This is a genomic window from Haloferax litoreum (assembly GCF_009674605.1).
Classification (GTDB): Archaea; Halobacteriota; Halobacteria; order Halobacteriales; family Haloferacaceae; genus Haloferax; species Haloferax litoreum.
The window spans coordinates 2,333,401-2,354,196 of record NZ_WKJO01000001.1 but is presented as its reverse complement, the minus strand read 5'-3'; the positions used below and the strand labels follow the sequence as shown (position 1 = coordinate 2,354,196).

The following is a 20,796-nucleotide window of genomic DNA, read 5'->3' as shown; positions in this document are numbered from 1 at the left end:
TCGGACAGTGGGGTGTTATGGCGGACTCTGTCGCCGGTAGTTCGAGCGAGTATGAGAGACAGAGTGGAAAGCGCGTATTAAGGGGTTTATATTGGGTCCCCTTGGCCCTCTAGTCTGGTACATGGTACTACGTTGAGATATATAACATCCTAGTTAGCATATGACACGGTCGGGTGGTTCCGGGGCCAGAACGAGAATCTAAAGGGCGGACACGGAGAACGATGCGTGTGAACGAGTCGGCGCACGTCGTCCTCGTCGGATACGGCGAGATGGGGACCAAGAGTTCGAGCGTTCGAGCGAAGATGGAGGTCCGCCTCTGTGAGAACCTCCAGGCCGTCCTCGACGACCGGTCCCTCTCGGGACGCGTCGAACGGGAGTGGTCGCGGATTCACGTCCGAAACACGGACGACCCCGAAGCAGTCGCCGCCGCCTGCGCCGAGGTTCCGGGCGTGGTCTGGGCCCGTCCGAGCGTGGTCTGTGACCCGACGCTGGACGAGATGGTCGCCGTCTGCCGAAGCCTCGCCGCAGACCACCCCGATGGTGCCAGTTTCGCCATCGACGAGGACCGCGTCGGCCCGAAAGACGCCCACGACTTCTCTGGGCGCGACATCGCACGCGAGGCAGGTTCTGGCGTGGTCGAAGTGACTGGCGCACCCGTCGATTTGGACGACCCGGAGGTCACGTATCGCGTCGAGTGTCGAGAAGACGCCGCCTACGTCTCAGTCGAGCGATTCGACGGCCCCGGTGGCTTACCACTCGGGACACAGGGGAACGCAGTCGTCCTCGTCTCCGGGGGTATCGACTCGCCCGTCGCCGCGTGGGAGATGATGCGCCGCGGGTGCGAAATCGTCCCCGTCTACGTCGACTTAGGCGACTACGGCGGTGCAGACCACCGGGCCCGAGCACTCGAAACCGTCCGGACCATCGCACGTCGCGCGCCGAACTTCGACGTTCGCGTCCACGTCGTCCCCGGCGAAGACGTCGTCCAGCGGTTGATGGACACCATCGAAGACACGCGAATGCTCTCGTTGCGTCGAGTGATGCTCACCATCGCCGCAACAGTGGCCGAAGACGAACACGCCCACTCCATCGTCACTGGTGAGTCGTTAGGCCAGAAGTCGAGCCAGACCGGCGAGAACATCGCCGTCACAGAGGCGGCCGTCGACTACCCCGTCCACAGACCGCTGTTTACGCGCGACAAGACCGATATCGTCGCCGAGGCACGCGAAATCGGGACGTACGACGACTCGACGCTCCCCGTCGGGTGCGAACGGGTCGCTCCGTCGTTCCCCGAGACGAACGCGTCGTTGTCCGCCGTCGAGGCAGCAGAACCAGACGACCTGTTCGAACTCGCCGCCGAAGCGGCCCGGAATCGGCGTCTCGTGTCTGTGTCGCAGGACTGACCGCGTGGGGGTGGTTCGACAGTCGCGCAGGTGACGGGGACTCGCTCACCTCGTGGCAGTTCACTACACGAGCGGTGTGCAAACGTCCACCACATTTGAATATTCACGAACGTATTGATTTATTTCGCATGTTCAATTGAACAAAAATGGATTTATACACGTCCAGCTCCAGACTCCTCGTATGTCACGAACATCGCGCCTCGGCCGCAGTCACCCTGGTCCGGAGTGGCGCGTGTCCCACCGGGCACCACGAACCGACTGGACCGACAGTGTCGAGCGGTGTGCCGCGTGTCACGCCCGCGTCGACATGCGCGAAGACCACTATCAGATGGTCTTGGACCGGGATATCGACGGTCCCGGGAAACTCACCTTCGAACGGCAGCGTGTCGTCTTCTGTGACGAGTCGTGCGCCGACGAGTGGTCCCGCCACGTCTGAGTACCGGAACCGCTTTACCGAACCCCACCCGTCCATTTCGACGTGACGCAGGTCTGTATCGTCGGGTCCGAAGGGAGTCACCTCCAGTACGAGTTGTTGTCGAGGGACACCGCCCGTGCGGCGCTCTCGACGTACGACATCACCGAACCGTTCGAGAACTCGCTCGCCGTCGAGACGGTGAGTATCGGTGCGGCAGTCTCGCTGTTGAACGACCTCAACTGGTACCTCGTGCGCTTCGCCGCGTTCTCTCTCGTCCTCGAACCGTCTATCTCCGAGACCGAATGGCTGTCACGTGACCTCGCACGTCAGGTCAGAGACGGGCAGGTCCACCCCGACGAGACGGGCGACCACCTCGCGATATACGGTGTCGAAGACGGGCGTCTCGTCGAACCGATGTACGTCACGCGTCTCGACGGGTCGGTTCCCTCCTACGACTTGCGAGACGTAGACGAGACGGTAATCGTTCGCGTCGCAGAAGACGAATTCGGCAGATAGCTCCTCGCGGAAAGAACGACTGTTCGCTTACTCCTCGTCGAACATGCCAGTCGACATGTAGCGCTCGCCGGAGTCCCAGAAGACCGTGACGACGAGCGGTTCGTCTCCGTCTTCTGCGTCGGAGTCTGCGATTCGCTCGGCGACACGTTTCGCGGCGAGGAGTGATGCCCCCGACGACTGTCCGACGAGGATGCCTTCCTCGCGGGCGAGTCGGCGACATTCGGTGACAGCATCGTCGAACTCGACGACTTCGACGTCGTCCAAGAGGTCGGTATCGAGGTTGGGACTGACGAATCCCGGTCCCATCCCCTGAAACTCGTTGGTGTCGACTTCGCCGCCCGAGAGGACAGCGCTCGCCGCGGGTTCGACGCCGACGACGTCCATCGACGGGAACTCCTCTTTGAGTCGTCGCCCGTTCCCGGAAATAGTTCCGCCCGTCCCGATGCCGGCGACGAAGGCGTCGATTTCCCGGTCGCCGACCTGTTCGAGAATCTCCTCGGCCGTCGTCCGGTAGTGTGCCTCCGGATTCGCCGGGTTCTCGAACTGACGGAGTTGGTACATGCCTTCTTTTTCTTCGAGTTCGTCGGCGCGGTCTTTCGCGTCGGAGATATCGCCCTCGACCAGTTCGATAGTCGCGCCGTAGGCGCGCATGATTCGACGGCGCTCGGGCGACATCGACGCAGACATGACGATAGTCAGGTCGTATCCCTTCGCGGCGGCGACGACCGAGAGTCCGATACCCGTGTTCCCCGAGGTGGGTTCGACGAGTTCGTCTCCCGGTTCGATGTCGCCGGCCTCCTCGGCCGCTTCGACCATCGAAAGCGCCGGACGGTCTTTCGCCGACCCGCCGGGGTTCTTGGACTCTATCTTCGCCGCGATGGTCGACCCCGCCGGGGAGTCGACACGGACCAGCGGCGACCCGATAGCATCGAGGATACTGTCGTCCATCGCCCTCCGGTTCTCGGTGCGTGCGTAAACGACTGGCGGAGTCGGTGGATTCGGCCACTGTTTGCGGACAAACCCACCACTCGGGCCGTCTCCAACACTGGCGAGCACCGCCGCGAGCGTACCCGTTAAATCGGTTCGTGCGTTAGTCCGCCGCATGGCCGAAGCAGAGACGCTCGAGACGATGCAACCGAATCCGGCGTGGGACGCCGACTCCTACGCGGACGCCGTCGACGCACTGGGTGCAGACGACTACACGTTCAAAGTCTGGGGCGGCGACTGGTGCGGTGACTGCCGACGGCAACTGCCCGACTTCGCCGCCGCACTCGACGCCGCCGGCGTCGACACAGACAGAATCGAACACTACCCCGTCGAGAAAGCAGAAGACGGGTCGAAGGTTGGCCCGCGTGTCGACGAGTACGACGTCGAACTCATTCCGACCGTCGTCGTCGAGAAAGACGGCGAAGAAGTCGCACGGTTCGTCGAGGAAGAGGCCGTTCCGATTGCCGTCTTCCTCGCCGACCAACTCTCCTGACTACCGTCTCACGCAACTACCGCCTCACGCGTCGTCTTCGTCGCCCGCGGTGAACCACGCCAGCGCCTCGTCTAGGTCGTGCGTCGGCGCAGAGCAGGTGAATCCTTCGCAGGCGTAGACGGTCGGTTCGCCGTCGGTAGCCTCGCGGGCCGCCCAGATTGGCGGGGCCTCGTCCAGTCCGAGTTCGTCCAGCCACGAGTCCAACTCCTCGTCCGTCGCAGGTCGCTGTGAGACGACGAGACCGGGGAAGTACCGAGACGCGAGCGTTTCGCGCCACTCGGAGGGTATCTCGTCGGCGGCCACCGTGAGTTCGGGAACACCGCTGGCGGCTTTCTCGGCGGCGAGTGCGAGTGAGACGTGTTCGAGTGGGCTTCCGCGGATGCGGTTCGCGTAGCTTTCGAGGACGGCGTCTGCAGCCTCGCCGAACCCCGCGTCGGGCGCGACGTGTTCGAGGTCCAAGAACAGCGAGGTGGCGACGCCGAGACTCGACGGCGTGGACTGGTCGGTCGCTTCCTGCGGGCGCGTGACGAGTGCTTCGCCGCTCTCGGGCGTGAAGTAGAGCGTTCCGGCCTCGTCGTCGTAGAACTCGCGGCGCGTCGCCCGTGCGAGGTCCAGCGCGAACGCGAGGGGTTCGAGGTCACCGGTCGCCTGATACAGGTCGAACGCGCCGCGCGCGAGGAAGGCGTAGTCTTCGAGGTAGCCGTCGCCTTTCACCTCGCCGTTCATCACGCGCCGCGAGAGCGTTTCAGTGTCCGAATCCCAGAGGTACTCGCGCACGAAGTCGAGCGCCCGGCGAGCGTCGTCGGCGAGCAAGTCGTCTTCGAGTGCGACCGCACCCTGCGCGAAGGCCGAAATCATCAGACCGTTCCACCCAGCGAGAATCTTCTCGTCGCGGGCGGGTCGTTCGCGGCCTTCGCGTGCGACGAAGAGCGCCTTGTGTACTTTTTCGAGGCGCTCTTCAACCTCGTTCTCGCCGAGGTCGTACTCTTCGGCGAGTTCAGGAATCGTCGCCGAGACGTTCAGCACCGTCGTCTTGTGCTCGAAGTTTCCGCCGGGCGTAACGCCGTAGCGGTCACAAAAGAGGTCTGCTTCGAGTTCTGGGACGAGTTCCCGCACGTCTTCGGGCGTCCAGACGTAGAACGTCCCTTCCTCGCCACCGGACTGAGCGTCGAGCGTGGCGTAAAAGCCGCCGTCGTCGTGTCCGAGTTCGCGACGGACGAACTCGAACGTCTCTGCGGCGACGGTAGCGTACTCTTCAGTTCCAGTCAGACGGTAGGCGTCGAGGTAGCGCGGTGCGAGTCCCGCCTGGTCGTAGAGCATCTTCTCGAAGTGCGGGACGGTCCACTCGCGGTCCACACAGTATCGGTGGAACCCGCCGCCGAGGTGGTCGCGCAGGCCGCCGTTCGCCATGGCGTCGAGGGCGTCGATGGCAACGTCTAGCGCCTCGCGCCGGCCGGAGATAGCGTAGCCGCGGAGAAGAGCGTCGATACGACCGGGTTGGGGGAACTTGGGTCCGCCGCTTCCGAATCCGCCGTGGTCGCGGTCGGCGGCCCGAAGTGCCGCTTGCACAGTCTGGTCGAGGATTTCCGACCCCGGCGCTTCGCCGGGAACGTCTGGCGTCTCTTCCAACTGGTCGGTGATGGCGCGCGTCCACTGCTCTGCGCGATTCTCGATTTCGTCGCGGTCGGTCTGCCACGATTCGGCGAAACTCTCGACGATGTCGCGGAATCCGGGTGCGCCGCGGCGCGGTTCCGGTGGGAAGTAGGTCCCGACGAAGAAGGGCTTGCCTTGCGGCGTCAACCAGACGGAGAGGGGCCACCCTCCCCCGCCGGTGACGAGTTGGCAGATGGTCTGATAGATTCGGTCGAGGTCTGGGCGTTCTTCTCTGTCGACTTTGACGGGGACGAAGTGCTCGTTAAGAATCTCGGCGATGCCGTCGTCGGAGAAACTCTCGTCGGCCATGACGTGACACCAGTGACACGCTGAGTAGCCCACCGAGAGGAAGATGGGTTTGTCCTGCTCGCGGGCCGCTTCGAGGGCCGTCTCGTCCCACGGTTGCCAGTTGACCGGGTTGTCCGCGTGCTGGCGGAGGTATGGGCTTTGCTCCTCGTCGAGTCGGTTGCGTCCCACCGGGTCGGTCATAGTTCGAGTACGGCACTCCGAGAACTAAAGCGGCGTGGAGACGGTTACGTCGACGGCGTTGCTCCAGCGACGCGAGTACTCACAAACATGCCCATTTTTCGATGACTGAAGAGCAATCTTTACACTCCCGTGCGCAAGGTATGCGAGTATGAGCGAAACCGTCCTTCTCGTCGGTGGCGGCGGGCGCGAGCACGCGATTGCCCGTGCACTGGCCCCCGACTGCGACCTGTACGCCTGCGCGAGTAATCGGAACCCCGGCATCGCCGAACTGGCCGAGGACTTCGAGACCATCTCGGAGACGGCGGCCGACGACATCGTCGAGTACGCCGAGTCCGTCGGTGCAACCCTCGCAATCGTCGGTCCCGAGTCGGGGCTTGCGGCGGGCGTCTCCGACGCCCTCGACGCGGCCGGAATCTACACCTTCGGCCCGCAGGAGGCCGAGGCCCGCATCGAGACGGACAAGGCGTTCCAGCGGCAGTTTATGCAGGAAAACGACATTCCGGGTAACCCCGACTTCGCCACGTTCGACGACGTGGAGGCGGCGTGCGACTACATCGACGGGTACGACGGTGACCTCGCAGTCAAGCCCGCTGGTCTGACGGGTGGAAAGGGCGTGAAGGTCATCGGCGACCAAGTGACGCCAGAGGAAGCGAAAGCGTACCTCCGCGACTCCGACTACGACCGAGTCGTCCTCGAAGAGCGACTCGTCGGCGAAGAATTCACCATTCAGGCGTTTGTCGCCAACGGCGAGTTCCGCGTCAGTCCCGCCGTGCAGGACCACAAACGCGCCTACGAGGGTGACGAGGGACCGAACACCGGCGGCATGGGCAGTTACACCGACGTGACGCCGTCGCTCCCGTTCATGGCAGACGGCGACTACGACGCGGCAGTCGAGGTCATCGAGGCCGTGGTCGACGCGATGCCGGACTACAAGGGCATCCTCTACGGCCAGTTCATGCTCACGAGCGAGGGACCGAAGGTCATCGAGTTCAACGCCCGGTTCGGCGACCCCGAAGCGATGAACACGCTTCCCGTCCTCGAAACCCCGTTCCTCGACGTGCTCGTCGCTGCACGCGAAGGTGAGTCGCTTCCCGAACTCGACTTCGCCGAGAAAGCGACCGTCTGCAAGTACGCCGTTCCCGAGGGCTACCCGACGGACCCCGAAGCAGGCGCACAGATTACGGTGGAAGTCGACGAAGACAGTGGCGCACTCCTCTTCTACGCGAGCGTCGACGCCCGAGACGATGGCCTCTACACGACTACCTCTCGGTCCTTCGCCGTCGTCGGGCACGCCGAGACCATCTCGCAGGCCGAACAGATAGCCGAGAGCGCCCTCGCCGACGCCGGCGACGGGTTCCACATCCGTCACGACATCGGCACCGAGGCACTCGTCCAGCGTCGTATCGACCACATGGCCGAGATTCGCGGCGAGTAACCGAACGGGCACCGACGACCCCGGACACCGATTTTCTCGAATTCGCGCCGACACGGCGTGGGCGCTTTTACCCCTGCCGTCTAATCGACTGCCGTGACCGACGACTCCACCCCGCGACACGAGCGAATCGAACACCACCCGACGCCCGGGCCGTTGAACTCGCTTCAGTACTGGACCGACGCCAAACCAGTCTGGCGCGTCATGCTCAACTACCTGTTCGTCCTCGTCGCCCGCATCGCGCCGTCGCTGCAAATTCGAAACTGGGCGCTCCGACGAATCGGAGTGACCGTCGGAACGGGCGTCTCGTGGGGGTTGGAGGCGACGCCGGACGTGTTCTGGCCGGAACTCGTGACTATCGAGGACCACGCGATAATCGGGTACGACTCGGTCATCCTCTGTCACGAGTTCCTGCAAGACGAGTACCGAACTGGTGAAGTCGTCGTCGGTGAACGGGCGATGATTGGCGCGAAGGCGACCATCCTGCCGGGTGTTCGAATCGGCGCAGGCGCACAGGTGGCGGCGAATTCGCTCGTCACCCGCGACGTGCCACCGGGGACGACAGTCGCCGGCGTCCCGGCCCGACCGATGTCGGACACCGAGTGACAGACGCGAGGTGAGACGAACGGCCGTCGACAGACGTCACTCGTCTGTGGCCTGTTCCTCGAGACGGATACAGAAGACCGCACCCTCGTCGTCGTCGTCTTCGACCCAGAGGTCACCGTCGTACGACGAAATGACGTTGTCGGCGAAGAAGAGACTGATGCCCGTCCCGTGGTGGAGTTGGTCGTACTCTTCGCGGCCGAAGATGAGGTCCCGTTGTGCTTCGGGAACTCCGGGCCCGTTGTCTGCGACGCGAATGTAGACACTCCCGTTTGCTCGCTCGACGGAGATGTCGACCACTGGCGTCTCCTTGTCGTTGTGGGTGACCGCGTTTTCGAGGAGACACTCGATGGCCTCTCCGAGCAAGTCGTCTGCGACGACTTCCACCTCAGGGAAGTTCTCGAAGGTGAACTCGGCATCGGGATAGTCTATCGTCGCATCGACGGTCCGCTTTTGCAAGACTGTGTCGAGTCGAACGGGTCGGTTCGACCGGTCGTGCGACCGTTCGAGCAAGTCGCGGAGGTCACGCGCCCGTTCGGATTTGTGGACGATGTCGAGGACCTTGTCCTGAACCAATTGGAGTTCGGCGAGTGCCTCTTCGTCGTCGATTCTGCTCGCGACTTGCTGCGTATAGCCGTAGATGACGTTCAACTCGTTACGCAAGTCGTGGCGAAGGAGTCGGCTGAGAACTTCCGAGACGTTCTCGTACTGCTGTTGTTTCGTGGTGTCCAGAAAGAACGCGAGAAATCCCTGAACCTCGCCCTCGACGACGATGGGTGTCGCGAAGCCGTGACCGTAGACGACTCGGTCGTCTGTCCGGCGTACGACGAACTCACCAGACCACGATTCCCCGGCGAGCATGTGCTCGATGATTTCGTAGTAGACCTCTTCGTCGCCCGCGATGAGTCCGACTGACTCACCGATTATCTCGTCGTAGTCGTAGCCGAGAAAGTCGAGGCCAGCGTCGTTGATATCCCGAAAAGCGAAATTCGTATCGGCAATCAGCATGGGGATATCCGTACTTCTGAAGGCTTCACGGTAGAGTTCCGGGTCGGTATCCTCCATCCTGATTCTTGCGGTAGAATTACACCACGAATACTTATTATCCGCGGTCGTTCGGCCGTATAAATGTCAACCTGTTCTCAAGTCGAACACCCGTTGATAGTACCGTGCGACGACGTCGACGGTGGACGAGATGTCACGCTCTAGACTCTCCCGCCGCCAGTCGTCGTGGTCGTCCACCCCGGCGACGAAATACTCGGCGAGTTTGTCGATATCTGTCGCCGACGCCGACGGCACCATGCGAGCGAGTTTGATGCGGTGTGCCCGTCGTGCGATACCGCGCCATCCATCGCGGCGTTGGCCGTGCAGTCGCCAGAATCGAGCGTGGAGGACGGCGTACTCTCTACTCACGTCGACTTCGTCACACACCGCTTCGAGGAGTGCCCGAACGTCCCGCCACCGAGGGTCATCGTTGATAGACATCTCGGGGACGGTCTGGGCAACGTCGACGAAGGTTCCGTCCGGGACTTGGTGTTCAAGGCAGTCGTAGAACGACGCCCTGTTTTCGATTTCGTCCTGGAGAAACAACGCGCGCATGAACAGTTCCCCGGCGCGGTGGGCCCGGGTTGCGGCCAGATTCGGGAAGTCTATTTCGAACGCCTCCGACATGTACGCAGTCGCGTTCGTCGCCGCGGTCCGGGCGGCACCGAAGTCACAGTCGGTGAGATACGCCTCCCGCATGTCCTGGTAGTGAAACCCCCTGAGAAGGGTCTCAGCCGCCTCGATAGCGCGAGGAGAAGGGGCAGAAACGTCGAGCGCGGGGAGGTTTCTCGTCATCGCATTCAGGGAATCCGATATGAGACAATATCCGGTCCACTTCTAAACTGTTATGGCGGATTGCTGAGAGAAGAACCGCCGAGACGGGTGAACAGGGTTCAGCGGATTCGCCCGATGCCTTCGTCGAAGACGCGGGCGTTCGGCAGAATGTACTCTCTGTCTTCCGCCTCGACGTAGGTGACGAACATGTCGAACTCTTGGACGACACCCTGTACGTCACCGACGACAATCTCGTCGCCGATACTGTACGGCTGGATGAACAGGAGGTACGTTCCCGCCGCACCCGACTTGAGCAAGTCGTGGAACGCGACGGCGCTGAGGACGATGAGGCCGAACAGATACGCCCCGAGGAGGACGATGAGCGCCACAATTGCCACACCAACCTGTGAGAGGGCGATGAGCGACGCGAGGAAGAAGACGGTGTACTTGGCGAGTGATGGCAGAATGCTCACTTGCGGGAGTTTCACACCACGGAACCGTTCGGCGACGAGGAGTTCGACTTTGTCGCCGACGACGATGCCGACGATGAGGACCAAGATGGCGATGAACAGTTGCGGGAGGATAGCGATGACGACACTCCAGAACCGGTCGACGTAGTCGATGCCGACGAACGAGAGTGCGGCGAAGACGGCGAGACCCAGAACGAAGTATCGCGTCAACCACGACAGAATCTCCACTGTCGACGTGTCGAAGTCGCGCGCGGTCCGCTCGAACGCGGTTCCTTCGATGGAGTCGGGGACGCCGAAACCGACCAGTAGTCGTTGAACGAGCGACCCGGCAGTGTACGCGAGGACCAACCCCAACGCGAGGATGGCGAGGACACCCAGAAACCGGAGTCCGGCGGTCTGGACGATGCGCTCGACGAGGCTTCCGATTGATTGGAGAGGAAGGGGCGAGACGAACCCCATCATCTCAGTAGTCCTCCGGGTCGATTTCGAGTATCATCTTCCCGCCCTTGAACGCCCGAACGAGGCCGTCGGACTCCGAGAGGACGATTGCAGTCGCGTTGGTGTCGCGGGTAATCGCGCCGCCGGCCATGTGCCGTGCGCCGAGGCCCTTCGGGATGTCCACACCCTCGGCGGAGGGTTCGAGGTACCGATACGCCGAGACGATTTTTCCCGAGTCGGAGATGACGAACGCCCCGTCGAGACGCGAGAACTCCTTGAGCATCACGTTCACGATGGGGTCGCCGACGTAGACGTGCGACTTCTCGAAGGGGTTGTACGACAGTGGCCGGGACTTGTTCATCACTTTGCCCGCGTCGCCGACGATGAACAGTGCGCCGACTGGTTCACCCTTCTGTCCCTTCTTCCCGAGTTCGATTGCGACCCCGAACACGTCGCGGATGACGCCGGGGTCGGCACGGGAGTTCGCGAAGAGGTCGTAGATGCCCGAGCGCATGTTCTCCTCGACGCGAACCCGAACGACCGAGTCCGGGTCGCCACCGAAGATGCCGACGTTGCACGCAATCGTGTCGCCCGCTTCGACGATACTCTGTTCCATCGCACCCTCGACACCGAATCGAATGCGGTCTTTGACGTTCTGGAACTGCAACGGCAGTTCGACGAACGTCTCCGCGTCGACAGTGTTCTCGGGTGCGATGACGACAGTCGGGACCTCTGCCTCCTCGAACCGTTCGTAGTGCGAGTGACTCGGCGTGAAGAGGAAGAGCCCATCGACATCGGTCACGATGTCGCCTAATAATTCGGATAACGCCGCCATTGGTGGAGACACACACCGGGTGAGAAAAAGGGTTGTGTCGTGTCTGACGTGTGGCGTGCGATTCTCGGGGGTGATTTCGGATTTTTCTGTGCTGGGTCGGGGACGGTTTCGATTGTGAAAACGTAGACGGGTCAAAGAAGGGCCGAATTAATCGTCCTCGCAGCCGCTCGGACAGAAAATGTGCGGGACAGGGTTCGAACCGCGGTCGCTCACTGATTCGAATCCAATTGTGCGCAGACACGTCTCTCACGGTTTTCGAGATAGTATGCGCGGGACAGGGTTCGAACCACGGTCGCAACGCTCCGCGTTGCTCCCTGATTCGAACTCTTGCTACGATTTTCGTCCTCACTACCGTTCGGACAGAAAATGCGCGGGACAGGGTTCGAACCTGCGAAGGTCTACACCACAGCGTCCTAAGCGCTGCGCCTTTGGCCACTTGGCTACCCGCGCATGTCGGGCACTAACGCCCTTCGACCGCACATTTTCCGCACCAACATATAAACGTCACGAGGAGTCGTCTGTGCCGACTGCCGAGAGCGACCACAGGTTTCCGGCCCCGTTGAGCCCACCGACGTACACCGACCCATCGGACACGACGGGCGTCGTCGCGTTTCGGGAGTCGAGTTCGAACGACCCCACCCAACACAGGTTCGAGAGGTCCAACGCGTGGATACTTGCGTTCGAGTCGGTGCATCCGACCGGAACGTAGAGTACGCCGTCACCCACCCTCGGTGTTCGTGGACAGCCTTCGGTCGGAATCGCACGCTTCCAGCGAACCGACCCATCCGAGGTGGCACGCGCGACGAGTGTCAGCCCGTCTATCCAGTAGGACGCGTCCCCGGCGACTGCTGGCCTGCGTTCGGCGGGTGCACGCCACCGTTCTGTACCGGTTTCGACGTCGAGGACGTACCCTGTGCGAGAGGCCTGCTGGTAGACGCTGTCGCCGGCGACGACGGGCAACGCGAGGCGGTGATTGCTGTCTCCGAATCGTCGCCGCCAGCGGACCGACCCGTCCGAAGCGTCGAGGACCACCAGTTCGCTCTGTTCGGTGCTGACGAATACGCGACCCGAATCGACGACGACGGCGTCGGGCACTGCCCACGCGTCGGGGTCGTCACTCTTGGCAATCGAAACCTGCCACCGCCGGTTACCTGAGACCCGGTCGAGGGCGTACACACGGTCGTAGACGTTGTCGGGGTCCGTTTCCGGCGTCGGTCGTTGTGACGCGCCGACGAACACGGTGTCCCCGTCGTCTCCGTGCGAATCGGTGAGCGACGCGTACTCTCCCGGCGGGGTGAACGACCAGCGTTCGTCACCGGTTGCGACGTCGTAGGCCGCTACCTCGTCGTAGCCTGCGAGTGTGACCGTCTGCCCCGAGACGACGGGGACGGTCCCGAACCCGGGGTCTGAAGGGACGCGCCAGCGAAGGCGGCCAGTGCCCGCCGCGACGGCGTAGAGGGTCCCGTCCTGACTCCCTGCGTAGACGACGCCGTCCGCCACCGTTGGTTGAAACGCTCGAACCTCGGTTTCCAGCGACCACTGGACTGTCGGGGACCAGCGACCGTCGCACGCCGGTTCACGAGTCGTCTCCGTCGTTTTGGTTGCTGATTCAGTCGTGGTCGGCGGGGAGGTGGTCGTCTGTGTGACCGTCGTCCGCGACGTTTCAGCCACCGGGTCGGGTGACGAGGTACTCGTACACCCCGCCACAGTCACGGAGAGCGTGGAGAGGAACGTCCGTCTGGAGACCATTGGGTAAAATCAGAAGAGTTGACACAAAAAGGTGTCCTGCCGGGGAGGTTATGTCGCTCCACCCACAACGCCGACCATGTACAGCGCCCGAGACCAACGAGACAACGAGAAGTGGTTGGCCCGCATCGACGCCGCGGCCGACAGTCTCGAACTCGGCAGCGAGGCCCGGTCGTACGCCTCGGACATGTTCCTCACGCAACTGCCCGACGAAGACCGTTCGAAGAAGGCGGTCGCCGCCGCGAGTCTCTACGCCGGCGCACTCATCGCGGGTGAAGAGCGCTCACAATCCGCCGTCGCCGACGCGATGGACGTCTCTCGACTCAGTATCCAGCAGCGCTGGAAAGACCTGCTCACCGAGGCGGGGTTTCGGCCACCGAGTTGGTAGTCAGTCGCTCGTGTCCGACGGTGTGAGTCCGCGGCGCGTGAGTACCGCGTAGGTGGCGGCGATGGCGATGACACCTGCGACGAGACCCGCTGGAATCCCGACGAACAGCGAGAAGAATATCCAGTGCGAGGCGAATTCGGTGACTGCGACACCGACGAGGAGGGCGGCGACGATACCAACCGCGAAACTGGCGAGTAGCGGGTGGCGCATGGACGACACTACAACCTTATCCCAGAAAATTATTCCTCGGAATCGGGCGGCGTCCGACCGCGACCCTCACGGTCCGGTGTGAGGTTTCCGTGGCGGTCGATTTCGCCCATGACGATACGAGTCGACGAGATGCGGTCGCCATCCGCTGCAGGGACGTGTTCGACGACTTCGATGTCGAGGGGTTTCAGGCCGCGGTCTTCACGGATTTGGTTGACTCGTTCCCCGCCCGACTTGGTCTCGGGCGAGACGATGAGGATGTCGAAGCCCGGTTCGGTCGCGATGCCGGTCGGTTCGTCGAGTTTGCGAACCTCGAACTCCCGGTCGTGCTCAGCGGCCAACGGTCGAAGCTCCGCTTCGAGGTCGGCTTTCCGTTGCTCGAAGGGACGGACGTATCGGTCGACGTGACGGGTCTTCGGTGCGAGTTCGTCGCTCGTGAGTCCCACCGTGACGTCGCCTAACTCGAATGCGCGCTCGAACAACGCGATATGTCCATCGTGGACAGGGTCGAACGTCCCGCCCAGCGCGACGTGCATACTCTCGCGGTAGTGGCCCCGTGACTTAAGCGGGTCGGGTTAGACTAACGGCGGGCGTCGATTGCCGGAGAGAGAGCGCAGAACGAACGGGTTACTCTTCGCGAACCGTGATGGTAACCGGTTCCGTCTCGTCAGTGCCGTCGGTTCCGAGACGCCGGTCGAGGTTGAAGACGGCGTTCAACTGGGTCTGGACCTGACTTGTGGTGCGTCTGACGAGGTCACTCGGTGCGATTGCGACGTACTCGTAGGGATTGTTCCCCGCGCCCGAACTCTTGCGCTTGCGCCGTTCGACGGTTTCGTCGTCGGTGAGTTCCGCGAGTGCCTCACGGACGGTGCTCGGGTACAGTCCCGTCCCTTCTGCGACCTCTTCGCTCGTCGAATAGGAGTTCTGTCGAAGGAAGACGTAGATTCGCGCTCGCGTCTCGGTGTCGAGAATCCACGCCAAGAGGTCGATTAACCCATCGTCGAACTCTGCGACTGCGCGGTCTGCTTTTCCTTCGGTGTGTGTTTCCTCTGACGACTCGACTTGTCCCTCAGTGCTCTGGTCCGCGGACATTTGTTCTACGGAGAAGGTCAAAACACAGGCGGTAAAAAATGTTTCCTGTCAGGTTCCAGTCGACAGTGGTTATTCGAGTGCGAGATACTCACACAACGCGTCGAGACCGGATTCCTCGTGGATACGGCGTTGGATGTCGGTGCCAGACTCGGCGTCGAAGAGCGACCGGAGGCCGTCCACACCGAGACGTTCAGACTCGTCTTCGACGAACGTGTCGAGTTCGACGACGCCTTCGGCGTCGGGAGCGATGAAACTCGCGTCCCGGCCGTACCGCGTCGACCGCCACTTGTTCTCGTCCAGTATCTCGCGGCGAATGTCGTGGCTCGGTTCGCCTGCCTCGTATCGGTCGGCGAGGTCCAAGACGAGTGCGTGGACGTACTCGACGAAGTCGACGACTCGTTGGGGGTCGGTCTGCGCGTCTGGCGTGCGGATTTCGACCGTTCCGTGGCCCGTGTGCGGGCGCACGTCGAACCAGAGTTCACCGCGGTCATCTATCGACCCGTACTCGACCATCCGGCGTTCGAACGTCTGGAAGTCGTCGAAGTCGTCGAACGCAGTCGGCATCCCGGTGTTCGGCAAGTTCTCGAATATCTTCGACCGCGCAGAGGCGAGACCCGTGTCGAACCCGTTCCAGAACGGTGAGTTCGCGGAGAGAGCGAGGAGTGGCGCGAGGTACCACCGAAGTTCGTTGGCAATCCAGACGGCCTTGTCGGCGTCGTCGACGCCGACGTGGATGTGGAGTCCCGCAGTCGTGTTACGGTGCTGTGGGTACTGAATCCGGTCGAGTTGTGCCTGATACCGGGGTTTCGTCGCGTGGTCGAGTTCGCGCCACTTGGCCGCCGGGTGGAGACCCGCCGCAGCGACGCGATACCCGTGGTTCCCCGCGTGTTCGACGAGTGCCTCGCGGACCGACGTGACGGCGTCGGCTACGTCGGCAGGGTCTTCGATACGGGGTGTCTGTGTCTCTATCGTGAACTCGAACAGTTCGTGGTCGAGTCGCCCGACGAGCGGTTCCGGGGGTTCCGGTCCGTAGACCAAATCGTCGATTCCCGACGTGGGACGCCCGTCGGCATCGACGATATAGAACTCCTCCTCGACGCCGAGCGTCCCCATCCGGTCGAAGGCATCCGCCGACCCTAGTTCCATCGCAACGGCGTTAGATGCCCCGAATTAAAAACATCGTGGACCCCGGCGAACGGGACGCATAATCGCGTCAGTCGGTCGACTCGTCACTTCGGTCGGGCGACGATGCCGAGGTGGTCGGCGTGGAATCGGTCCAAACGGGCGGTTTCGAGCACCTCGTAGGCGGATTCGAGGTCTGCGAGGACGTCGTCGAACACGTCGTCGGGGTCGGCCGTCACGTCTTCGCTCCGGGCCTTGACCGCCATCAAGAGGCGACCGTCGTCGGCCAAGAACTGGCGATTGCGGATGGCGACGGTGGCCTGTCCGCGGGTCGCGACGTCCATCACGAGGCAGTCGACGTCTGACTCGACGACGTGCGCGTACGACGCTGGGTCGCGTGCGTCTTTCAGCAACGGGAAGAGGTTGTCTCGGTCTTCGGCGACGCCGACGAGGTCACGAACCGGACGCGGCGCGAACTCGACGGCGTACGTCGGGCCGGCGAACTCGGCGACGTGCGAGACTGTCGTCCCCGCCGCAGCACCGAGGTAGAGGACCGTCTCACCGCCGACGAGTCCGGTGTCCATCCCGAGTTCGAGCATCCCGCCGAGTTTCGACCGACTGGCGTCCCACGCGCGCCACCCGTCGCCGTCGGCCGGTTCTCCGTAGACCGTGGGTCCCTGTGTGGAAAGTCGCTCGCGGCCATCGAAGGTCCGGCGTTCGACGCCAGTTGGCAGGCCGTCGTCGGTTGGGTGGTCGTCGCTCATTCGTCCCCCTCCTCGGCGCGGGCGCGAATCGTCGCCATGCGCTCGGCGAGTTCGGTGTGAATCTCGGGGCGGTAGTCGCCGGAGTAGTAGTCGATACGGGCAGCGATAGAGAGTTTCCCGGCGAAGGCACGGGCGGCGGACCCACGGTCCTGTGGGCGCGTGCCGCGCACGTACTCGTGCGTGAAGATGACGCCGTGTTTCGGGGACGTCGCGCGGCCCTTCAGGTGGGCGAACAGAGCGTCTTCGGCACCGAGGACCTGCACCGTTCCACTCGGTGCTTTGGCGAGACGTTCGAGACTCCCCGCGAGCGAGATGAGTCGTGCGGTGAGGACGGGACCGGCCATCTCGGAGAGGTTCGGCGCGACGTCGGGTGCGCGTTCTTCGATGAACGTTCGCAGGTCATCGCGTTCGTCGAGCAAATCAACGGCCCGGGTCGCATAGGAGACGACACGTTCTTCTCCGGCAGTCGTCGGGTCCCGAGCGGCGATGTCTCGAACGCCATCGAGACCACGTGGGACGTTTTCGTACAGTGTTCCGGCCCACTCGACGACTCGCTCGGCGAGTTCGTTCGCAGTGCGTTCGGCGTCGTCCATCGAGCGAACGGCGTGTGCGAGTTGCAGGTCGTCAGCGCGTTCTCGTTCGGAGACGGCGTCGCGTGCGGCAGTGAGCGTTGCCGCGCGAAGTTTCTCGTAGTAGTCGGCCTCGTCGTCGGCGAATTCGGATTCGACGGCCACGGCCGGCCAATCCGCCGGGGCGTCGGCGTGCCCCTCGCGGATACGATGTGCCCCAGACGAGGGGTCCTCTGGGTTCGCGTCGGCGAACCATGCGTCTGTCATGGTGGCCGGTTGCGCCCCATTCGGGTAAAAGGGTACGGACCGTCTGTCGACACTGATGTGGGTATGTGTCGAACTCCCGTGGTAAGTTTTAACATACCCAATCCCTTACCACTTGTCGATGGAGAGGACATCGTACGTTTGTCGTGAGTGTCACACAACCGTGAGCCCTGCATCGTACCGTGCGACGTGTCCCGAGTGCAGTGGCGAACTTCGACCTTCGTCGGTGACCGGTCGACGCCGGGCCGGCGATTGAACGAGACGTACGGGTCGTCGGACCCAACCGTCGTGCGCTCGATTGCAGTGACCACCGAGGACGTCGTCTCCGCACTCGAAGCCAATCGAAGAGCGAGTAGACACGTCGTTCTCCGCGTGACGCCGCCGTTTTACGGGCGGATGCGGGCGCGCATCCACCTGACTGGCGGCGAAGGAACTGACTACGTGGCCGGCGGCGAGGGAACTGACGACACAGAGTCGCCTCCACTCCACCTCGACCCAGAGTCGTTCTTCGACGCTTCCGCCCCGAACTATCCCGAAGCCGACGACACTCGTCCTGACCCGTACGAAGTAGAGACACACCACGAACGTCACACAGCGGCGGTCTCCGAGTGGCGGACAGCTGTTCGGTCACACCTCCGCGACACTGTCGAGTTTCCGACGGGAGACGGCCACGAAGTTGCCGTGAAGTACCTCGGTTGAGCGGGTTTCCGTGGAGCGAACCACTTTTTCGGTGCCGACTCGACGGTGCGTACATGAGTACCGACGAGTACCGCCGCGGGAAGAAGGTCGAACGCCAGCGCCAGCAAAAACGGCGCCGTGCAAGCGGCCGATACCGCGGTGTACTCCCCGTCATCTACGCGATTGGGTTCGTCATCTTCACCGTCGTCTCGTTGTTCATCGGCCCGGAACCAGCGTTCGCCGTCTACCTCGTCACGCACCTGTTTTACGCCGGACTCATCCGCGGTGACATCAAGTCACTCCAACAGCAGGGCATCGATTGGGGATTCTCACGGCACCTCTGGTTCGGCGCGGCGTTCGCTCTCCCGTTCGTCGCACCGGCGTACTACCTCTACAGCGGACGCGTCATCCGGCGGGAGAACGACTCGCGTGAGTTGGTCGAGTGACCACACAGCGTGACTGACTGACTGACGGGCCACCTAACTTATACCAGACGAGGTGAAAATCCTCCGCAATGGTCTCCAAACACGCAGTCGGTGCGTTCGCCTTCGCAGCGCTCGTTCTCATAAGTGGGTGTCTCGGTGTGCTCACGGGCGAGGAGTCGGTCAGGTTCGAATCTGACCCGGCTACGACCGACGCGACAGTCGCCTCCAACGGCGGATACGAGACGAACGGGACGCAGGCGTTCGAAGTGAACCGAACGTTCGACGTCGCGGGGCAACAACCGAGAGTCGTCGCGAGCAACCACATCACGACGTACGAGAAGAAGATAGACCTCGGCTTCTTCGAGGCGAAACTAGGTGTCTTCAGCGTCATCTCGACGCCCGCTGTGGACGTCGCTGGCGAGACGCTCAACCCTATCGGTGACTACTCTAACGACCAGTTGGTTGGCCTCGTCAAGAGTCGGTACCAGGGACTCAACGACGTCGAACAAGTGAACTCTCGGACCGTCCAGATACTCGGTGAACCCGCCAACGTCACGAAGTACAGTGCCACAGCGACGTTCGCCGACAACAGACAGGTGGACGTGTACGTCCACGTGACCAAGGTCCGACACAACGAGGACTTCATCGTCGCCGTGGGTGTCTACCCGCAGCAACTCGACGGGGAAGAGGACAACATCCTCGAGATGATGCGGTCTATCGAACATCCGTCCGAAGCGTAAGACCCCATCTCCTGAACGATTCGACTGTTTTGGGTCTGGTGTCCTCGGGTGAGACTTTTTGTCGGCGGGTCTGGTTCGTGATGCTATGAATCGCGTTCGAACTGCTGGCGTCGTCGTGACGGTATTCGGCGTCGCCGGATACGTCGCCGGAACACTCGTCGTCTATCCGGGGCGAGCCTTCTCGCTTACGGCAGTCATGGCCGGAATCACCCTCTGGGCCGTCGGAGGGCACCTGTGATTTCGGCACTCGTCTACGACGATGGCGGAGTGACCTCCTACGACGAGGAACACCTGACTGAGGCGCGTGATGCCGACGGGACGACGTGGGTTCGCGCGACGTCCGAGTCGGACTTTGCCAGCGTCGCCGATGCGTTCGGCATCCACCCGCTCACAGTCGAGGACGTTCGAAACGATGCCCGTCCGAAGACCGAGATGTACGACGAGTACACGTTCGTCATCGTCCGGAGGGCGTCGCTCCGCGTGGGCGAACAGGTGTTCGAAGAGGAGGTGTTGACGAGACCTGTCGGACTGTGCTTCGGGGACGATTGGTTGGTGACGCTAACGCGGCGAACTCTCACCCCGGTAGACCGGGTGTGGGACGCCGTCGAATCGGAGGAGTCGCGAATCCTCCGGTTCGGTCCGGACTTCGTCGCCTACCGCATCATCGACAGAATCGTCGACGACTACTTCGACCTCTTAGACGAGGTGGGAGAGGAGATAGAGACCATCGAAGACTTCATCCTCGAAGGACCAGACCCGACGGTTCTGGAAGGGCTGAACGCGATTCGACGCGACGTCCTCTCGTTCCGAAAGACTGTGTGGCCGACCCGAGAGGCCGCCGGTGTCCTCGCCCGCGGCGACCCCGAGTACGTCCGCGAAGTGACAGAGAAGTACTACCGCGACGTGTACGACCATCTCGTCGAGTTGGTGGACCTCACAGAGACGTACCGCGACCTCGCACGCGGCGCGCGCGACATCTACCTCAACACACTCTCACAGTCGACCAACGAGGTGATGAAGACACTCACCGTCGTGGCGACCATCATCCTGCCACTCACGCTCGTCGTCGGCATCTTCGGGATGAACTTCGACCCTGCAGTCTCCGCGTTCAACATGCCCGAACTGCTGTGGAAGTACGGATACGTCGCCACGATGCTCGGAATGGCGGCCGTTTCTGGTATCTTATTGGTCTATTTCCGCCACCAACGGTGGCTCTAACTGGACGAAAGAGATTTATTATTCGATAGCC

At 62.6% G+C, this 20,796-nt stretch carries 26 protein-coding genes and 1 tRNA gene; 13 read left to right on the top strand and 14 right to left on the bottom strand.

Features of this window, described 5'->3' with window-relative positions; genetic code table 11:
- Positions 1-227: 227 nt before the first annotated feature.
- From thiI to GJR96_RS12130, 3 genes are all read left to right on the top strand, one after another.
- The gene (gene thiI / locus GJR96_RS12140; protein WP_151164033.1) at positions 228-1,403 is read left to right on the top strand and encodes a tRNA uracil 4-sulfurtransferase ThiI; all 1,176 of its coding nucleotides are present in this window, start codon (positions 228-230) and stop codon (positions 1,401-1,403) included.
- Positions 1,404-1,584: 181 nt separating this feature from the next.
- Positions 1,585-1,839, top strand: a complete 255-nt coding sequence (locus GJR96_RS12135) for a hypothetical protein (protein ID WP_151163154.1) — start codon at positions 1,585-1,587, stop codon at positions 1,837-1,839.
- Positions 1,840-1,881: 42 nt separating this feature from the next.
- Entirely contained in the window at positions 1,882-2,334 is a 453-nt protein-coding gene (locus tag GJR96_RS12130; protein ID WP_151163153.1) for a DUF5804 family protein, read from the top strand.
- 27 nt (positions 2,335-2,361) lie between these two features.
- Here GJR96_RS12130 and GJR96_RS12125 read toward each other — a convergent pair whose 3' ends face one another.
- Positions 2,362-3,282 carry a PLP-dependent cysteine synthase family protein gene (locus tag GJR96_RS12125; protein WP_151163152.1) on the bottom strand — a complete coding sequence of 307 codons (921 nt, stop codon included), beginning with the start codon at positions 3,280-3,282 and terminating at the stop codon, positions 2,362-2,364.
- A gap of 154 nt (positions 3,283-3,436) precedes the next feature.
- Between GJR96_RS12125 and GJR96_RS12120 the strand changes: the two genes are divergently transcribed.
- Positions 3,437-3,814, top strand: a complete 378-nt coding sequence (locus GJR96_RS12120) for a thioredoxin family protein (RefSeq protein ID WP_151163151.1) — start codon at positions 3,437-3,439, stop codon at positions 3,812-3,814.
- Between the two features lie 24 nt (positions 3,815-3,838).
- Here the strand turns inward: GJR96_RS12120 and GJR96_RS12115 are convergent, their stop codons facing one another.
- Positions 3,839-5,956 (bottom strand): thioredoxin domain-containing protein, encoded by a 2,118-nt coding sequence (locus tag GJR96_RS12115; RefSeq protein ID WP_151163150.1) that lies wholly within the window; start codon positions 5,954-5,956, stop codon positions 3,839-3,841.
- Positions 5,957-6,104: 148 nt separating this feature from the next.
- Between GJR96_RS12115 and purD the strand changes: the two genes are divergently transcribed.
- Both purD and GJR96_RS12105 read left to right on the top strand, forming a co-directional pair.
- A complete protein-coding gene (purD, locus tag GJR96_RS12110) occupies positions 6,105-7,391 on the top strand; it encodes a phosphoribosylamine--glycine ligase (RefSeq protein WP_151163149.1) in 1,287 nt (428 codons plus the stop codon).
- 93 nt (positions 7,392-7,484) lie between these two features.
- Positions 7,485-7,994: an acyltransferase gene (locus tag GJR96_RS12105; protein ID WP_151163148.1), complete on the top strand. Its 510-nt coding sequence runs from the start codon at positions 7,485-7,487 to the stop codon at positions 7,992-7,994.
- A 36-nt stretch (positions 7,995-8,030) separates the two neighbouring features.
- Here GJR96_RS12105 and GJR96_RS12100 read toward each other — a convergent pair whose 3' ends face one another.
- The 6 genes from GJR96_RS12100 to GJR96_RS12075 all read right to left on the bottom strand — a co-directional run bounded on the left by GJR96_RS12100 (position 8,031) and on the right by GJR96_RS12075 (position 13,301).
- On the bottom strand, positions 8,031-9,056 hold the full coding sequence (locus GJR96_RS12100; RefSeq protein ID WP_151163147.1) for a sensor histidine kinase: 1,026 nt from the start codon (positions 9,054-9,056) through the stop codon (positions 8,031-8,033).
- A 66-nt stretch (positions 9,057-9,122) separates the two neighbouring features.
- The gene (locus GJR96_RS12095; protein WP_225317737.1) at positions 9,123-9,830 is read right to left on the bottom strand and encodes a hypothetical protein; all 708 of its coding nucleotides are present in this window, start codon (positions 9,828-9,830) and stop codon (positions 9,123-9,125) included.
- Between the two features lie 98 nt (positions 9,831-9,928).
- Positions 9,929-10,741: a mechanosensitive ion channel domain-containing protein gene (locus GJR96_RS12090; protein ID WP_151163146.1), complete on the bottom strand. Its 813-nt coding sequence runs from the start codon at positions 10,739-10,741 to the stop codon at positions 9,929-9,931.
- Position 10,742: 1 nt separating this feature from the next.
- Positions 10,743-11,552 carry a diadenylate cyclase gene (gene dacZ / locus GJR96_RS12085; protein WP_151163145.1) on the bottom strand — a complete coding sequence of 270 codons (810 nt, stop codon included), beginning with the start codon at positions 11,550-11,552 and terminating at the stop codon, positions 10,743-10,745.
- Positions 11,553-11,919: 367 nt separating this feature from the next.
- Positions 11,920-12,002: transfer RNA gene (locus tag GJR96_RS12080), tRNA-Leu, on the bottom strand.
- 54 nt (positions 12,003-12,056) lie between these two features.
- Complete coding sequence (locus GJR96_RS12075; protein WP_151163144.1) at positions 12,057-13,301, bottom strand: PQQ-like beta-propeller repeat protein; 1,245 nt, start codon at positions 13,299-13,301, stop codon at positions 12,057-12,059.
- Between the two features lie 76 nt (positions 13,302-13,377).
- Between GJR96_RS12075 and GJR96_RS12070 the strand changes: the two genes are divergently transcribed.
- On the top strand, positions 13,378-13,686 hold the full coding sequence (locus GJR96_RS12070) for a cyclin (protein ID WP_058570703.1): 309 nt from the start codon (positions 13,378-13,380) through the stop codon (positions 13,684-13,686).
- Here GJR96_RS12070 and GJR96_RS12065 read toward each other — a convergent pair whose 3' ends face one another.
- The 6 genes from GJR96_RS12065 to GJR96_RS12040 all read right to left on the bottom strand — a co-directional run bounded on the left by GJR96_RS12065 (position 13,687) and on the right by GJR96_RS12040 (position 17,707).
- Positions 13,687-13,896 (bottom strand): hypothetical protein, encoded by a 210-nt coding sequence (locus GJR96_RS12065; protein ID WP_151163143.1) that lies wholly within the window; start codon positions 13,894-13,896, stop codon positions 13,687-13,689.
- Positions 13,897-13,925: 29 nt separating this feature from the next.
- Positions 13,926-14,429 carry a phosphopantetheine adenylyltransferase gene (locus GJR96_RS12060; protein WP_151163142.1) on the bottom strand — a complete coding sequence of 168 codons (504 nt, stop codon included), beginning with the start codon at positions 14,427-14,429 and terminating at the stop codon, positions 13,926-13,928.
- Between the two features lie 91 nt (positions 14,430-14,520).
- Positions 14,521-14,985, bottom strand: a complete 465-nt coding sequence (locus tag GJR96_RS12055) for a winged helix-turn-helix domain-containing protein (protein WP_151163141.1) — start codon at positions 14,983-14,985, stop codon at positions 14,521-14,523.
- A 69-nt stretch (positions 14,986-15,054) separates the two neighbouring features.
- Positions 15,055-16,131 (bottom strand): glutamate--cysteine ligase, encoded by a 1,077-nt coding sequence (locus GJR96_RS12050; RefSeq protein WP_151163140.1) that lies wholly within the window; start codon positions 16,129-16,131, stop codon positions 15,055-15,057.
- Between the two features lie 83 nt (positions 16,132-16,214).
- Complete coding sequence (locus GJR96_RS12045) at positions 16,215-16,871, bottom strand: fibrillarin-like rRNA/tRNA 2'-O-methyltransferase (RefSeq protein WP_151163139.1); 657 nt, start codon at positions 16,869-16,871, stop codon at positions 16,215-16,217.
- The gene (locus GJR96_RS12040; protein WP_151163138.1) at positions 16,868-17,707 is read right to left on the bottom strand and encodes an NOP5/NOP56 family protein; all 840 of its coding nucleotides are present in this window, start codon (positions 17,705-17,707) and stop codon (positions 16,868-16,870) included. The genes GJR96_RS12045 and GJR96_RS12040 overlap by 4 nt, the downstream gene beginning before the upstream one ends.
- A 118-nt stretch (positions 17,708-17,825) precedes the next feature.
- On the opposite strand from GJR96_RS12040, the gene GJR96_RS18540 reads away from it, so the two are divergent.
- The 6 genes from GJR96_RS18540 to corA all read left to right on the top strand — a co-directional run bounded on the left by GJR96_RS18540 (position 17,826) and on the right by corA (position 20,765).
- Entirely contained in the window at positions 17,826-17,960 is a 135-nt protein-coding gene (locus GJR96_RS18540; RefSeq protein WP_151163137.1) for a rubrerythrin-like domain-containing protein, read from the top strand.
- Positions 17,957-18,403 carry a hypothetical protein gene (locus GJR96_RS12030; protein WP_151163136.1) on the top strand — a complete coding sequence of 149 codons (447 nt, stop codon included), beginning with the start codon at positions 17,957-17,959 and terminating at the stop codon, positions 18,401-18,403. The genes GJR96_RS18540 and GJR96_RS12030 overlap by 4 nt, the downstream gene beginning before the upstream one ends.
- 53 nt (positions 18,404-18,456) lie before the next feature.
- On the top strand, positions 18,457-18,828 hold the full coding sequence (locus GJR96_RS12025; RefSeq protein WP_151163135.1) for a hypothetical protein: 372 nt from the start codon (positions 18,457-18,459) through the stop codon (positions 18,826-18,828).
- A gap of 68 nt (positions 18,829-18,896) precedes the next feature.
- The gene (locus GJR96_RS12020; protein WP_151163134.1) at positions 18,897-19,547 is read left to right on the top strand and encodes a DUF6517 family protein; all 651 of its coding nucleotides are present in this window, start codon (positions 18,897-18,899) and stop codon (positions 19,545-19,547) included.
- An 85-nt stretch (positions 19,548-19,632) separates the two neighbouring features.
- Positions 19,633-19,785: a hypothetical protein gene (locus GJR96_RS18150; protein WP_191965857.1), complete on the top strand. Its 153-nt coding sequence runs from the start codon at positions 19,633-19,635 to the stop codon at positions 19,783-19,785.
- Positions 19,782-20,765 carry a magnesium/cobalt transporter CorA gene (gene corA / locus GJR96_RS12015; RefSeq protein WP_151163133.1) on the top strand — a complete coding sequence of 328 codons (984 nt, stop codon included), beginning with the start codon at positions 19,782-19,784 and terminating at the stop codon, positions 20,763-20,765. Before GJR96_RS18150 ends, corA begins: the two co-directional genes overlap by 4 nt.
- Positions 20,766-20,796 lie beyond the last annotated feature (31 nt).

Bases quoted from the DNA above. Each gene is read 5' to 3' on its own strand.
- GJR96_RS12135 (WP_151163154.1), top strand. From the start codon at position 1,585: ATGTCACGAACATCGCGCCTCGGCCGCAGTCACCCTGGTCCGGAGTGG.
- GJR96_RS12125 (WP_151163152.1), bottom strand. From the start codon at position 3,282: ATGGACGACAGTATCCTCGATGCTATCGGGTCGCCGCTGGTCCGTGTC.
- GJR96_RS12120 (WP_151163151.1), top strand. From the start codon at position 3,437: ATGGCCGAAGCAGAGACGCTCGAGACGATGCAACCGAATCCGGCGTGG.
- GJR96_RS12115 (WP_151163150.1), bottom strand. From the start codon at position 5,956: ATGACCGACCCGGTGGGACGCAACCGACTCGACGAGGAGCAAAGCCCA.
- purD (WP_151163149.1), top strand. From the start codon at position 6,105: ATGAGCGAAACCGTCCTTCTCGTCGGTGGCGGCGGGCGCGAGCACGCG.
- GJR96_RS12100 (WP_151163147.1), bottom strand. From the start codon at position 9,056: ATGGAGGATACCGACCCGGAACTCTACCGTGAAGCCTTCAGAAGTACG.
- GJR96_RS12095 (WP_225317737.1), bottom strand. From the start codon at position 9,830: ATGACGAGAAACCTCCCCGCGCTCGACGTTTCTGCCCCTTCTCCTCGC.
- GJR96_RS12090 (WP_151163146.1), bottom strand. From the start codon at position 10,741: ATGATGGGGTTCGTCTCGCCCCTTCCTCTCCAATCAATCGGAAGCCTC.
- dacZ (WP_151163145.1), bottom strand. From the start codon at position 11,552: ATGGCGGCGTTATCCGAATTATTAGGCGACATCGTGACCGATGTCGAT.
- GJR96_RS12075 (WP_151163144.1), bottom strand. From the start codon at position 13,301: ATGGTCTCCAGACGGACGTTCCTCTCCACGCTCTCCGTGACTGTGGCG.
- GJR96_RS12070 (WP_058570703.1), top strand. From the start codon at position 13,378: ATGTACAGCGCCCGAGACCAACGAGACAACGAGAAGTGGTTGGCCCGC.
- GJR96_RS12065 (WP_151163143.1), bottom strand. From the start codon at position 13,896: ATGCGCCACCCGCTACTCGCCAGTTTCGCGGTTGGTATCGTCGCCGCC.
- GJR96_RS12060 (WP_151163142.1), bottom strand. From the start codon at position 14,429: ATGCACGTCGCGCTGGGCGGGACGTTCGACCCTGTCCACGATGGACAT.
- GJR96_RS12055 (WP_151163141.1), bottom strand. From the start codon at position 14,985: ATGTCCGCGGACCAGAGCACTGAGGGACAAGTCGAGTCGTCAGAGGAA.
- GJR96_RS12050 (WP_151163140.1), bottom strand. From the start codon at position 16,131: ATGGAACTAGGGTCGGCGGATGCCTTCGACCGGATGGGGACGCTCGGC.
- GJR96_RS12045 (WP_151163139.1), bottom strand. From the start codon at position 16,871: ATGAGCGACGACCACCCAACCGACGACGGCCTGCCAACTGGCGTCGAA.
- GJR96_RS12040 (WP_151163138.1), bottom strand. From the start codon at position 17,707: ATGACAGACGCATGGTTCGCCGACGCGAACCCAGAGGACCCCTCGTCT.
- GJR96_RS18540 (WP_151163137.1), top strand. From the start codon at position 17,826: ATGGAGAGGACATCGTACGTTTGTCGTGAGTGTCACACAACCGTGAGC.
- GJR96_RS12025 (WP_151163135.1), top strand. From the start codon at position 18,457: ATGAGTACCGACGAGTACCGCCGCGGGAAGAAGGTCGAACGCCAGCGC.
- GJR96_RS12020 (WP_151163134.1), top strand. From the start codon at position 18,897: ATGGTCTCCAAACACGCAGTCGGTGCGTTCGCCTTCGCAGCGCTCGTT.
- GJR96_RS18150 (WP_191965857.1), top strand. From the start codon at position 19,633: ATGAATCGCGTTCGAACTGCTGGCGTCGTCGTGACGGTATTCGGCGTC.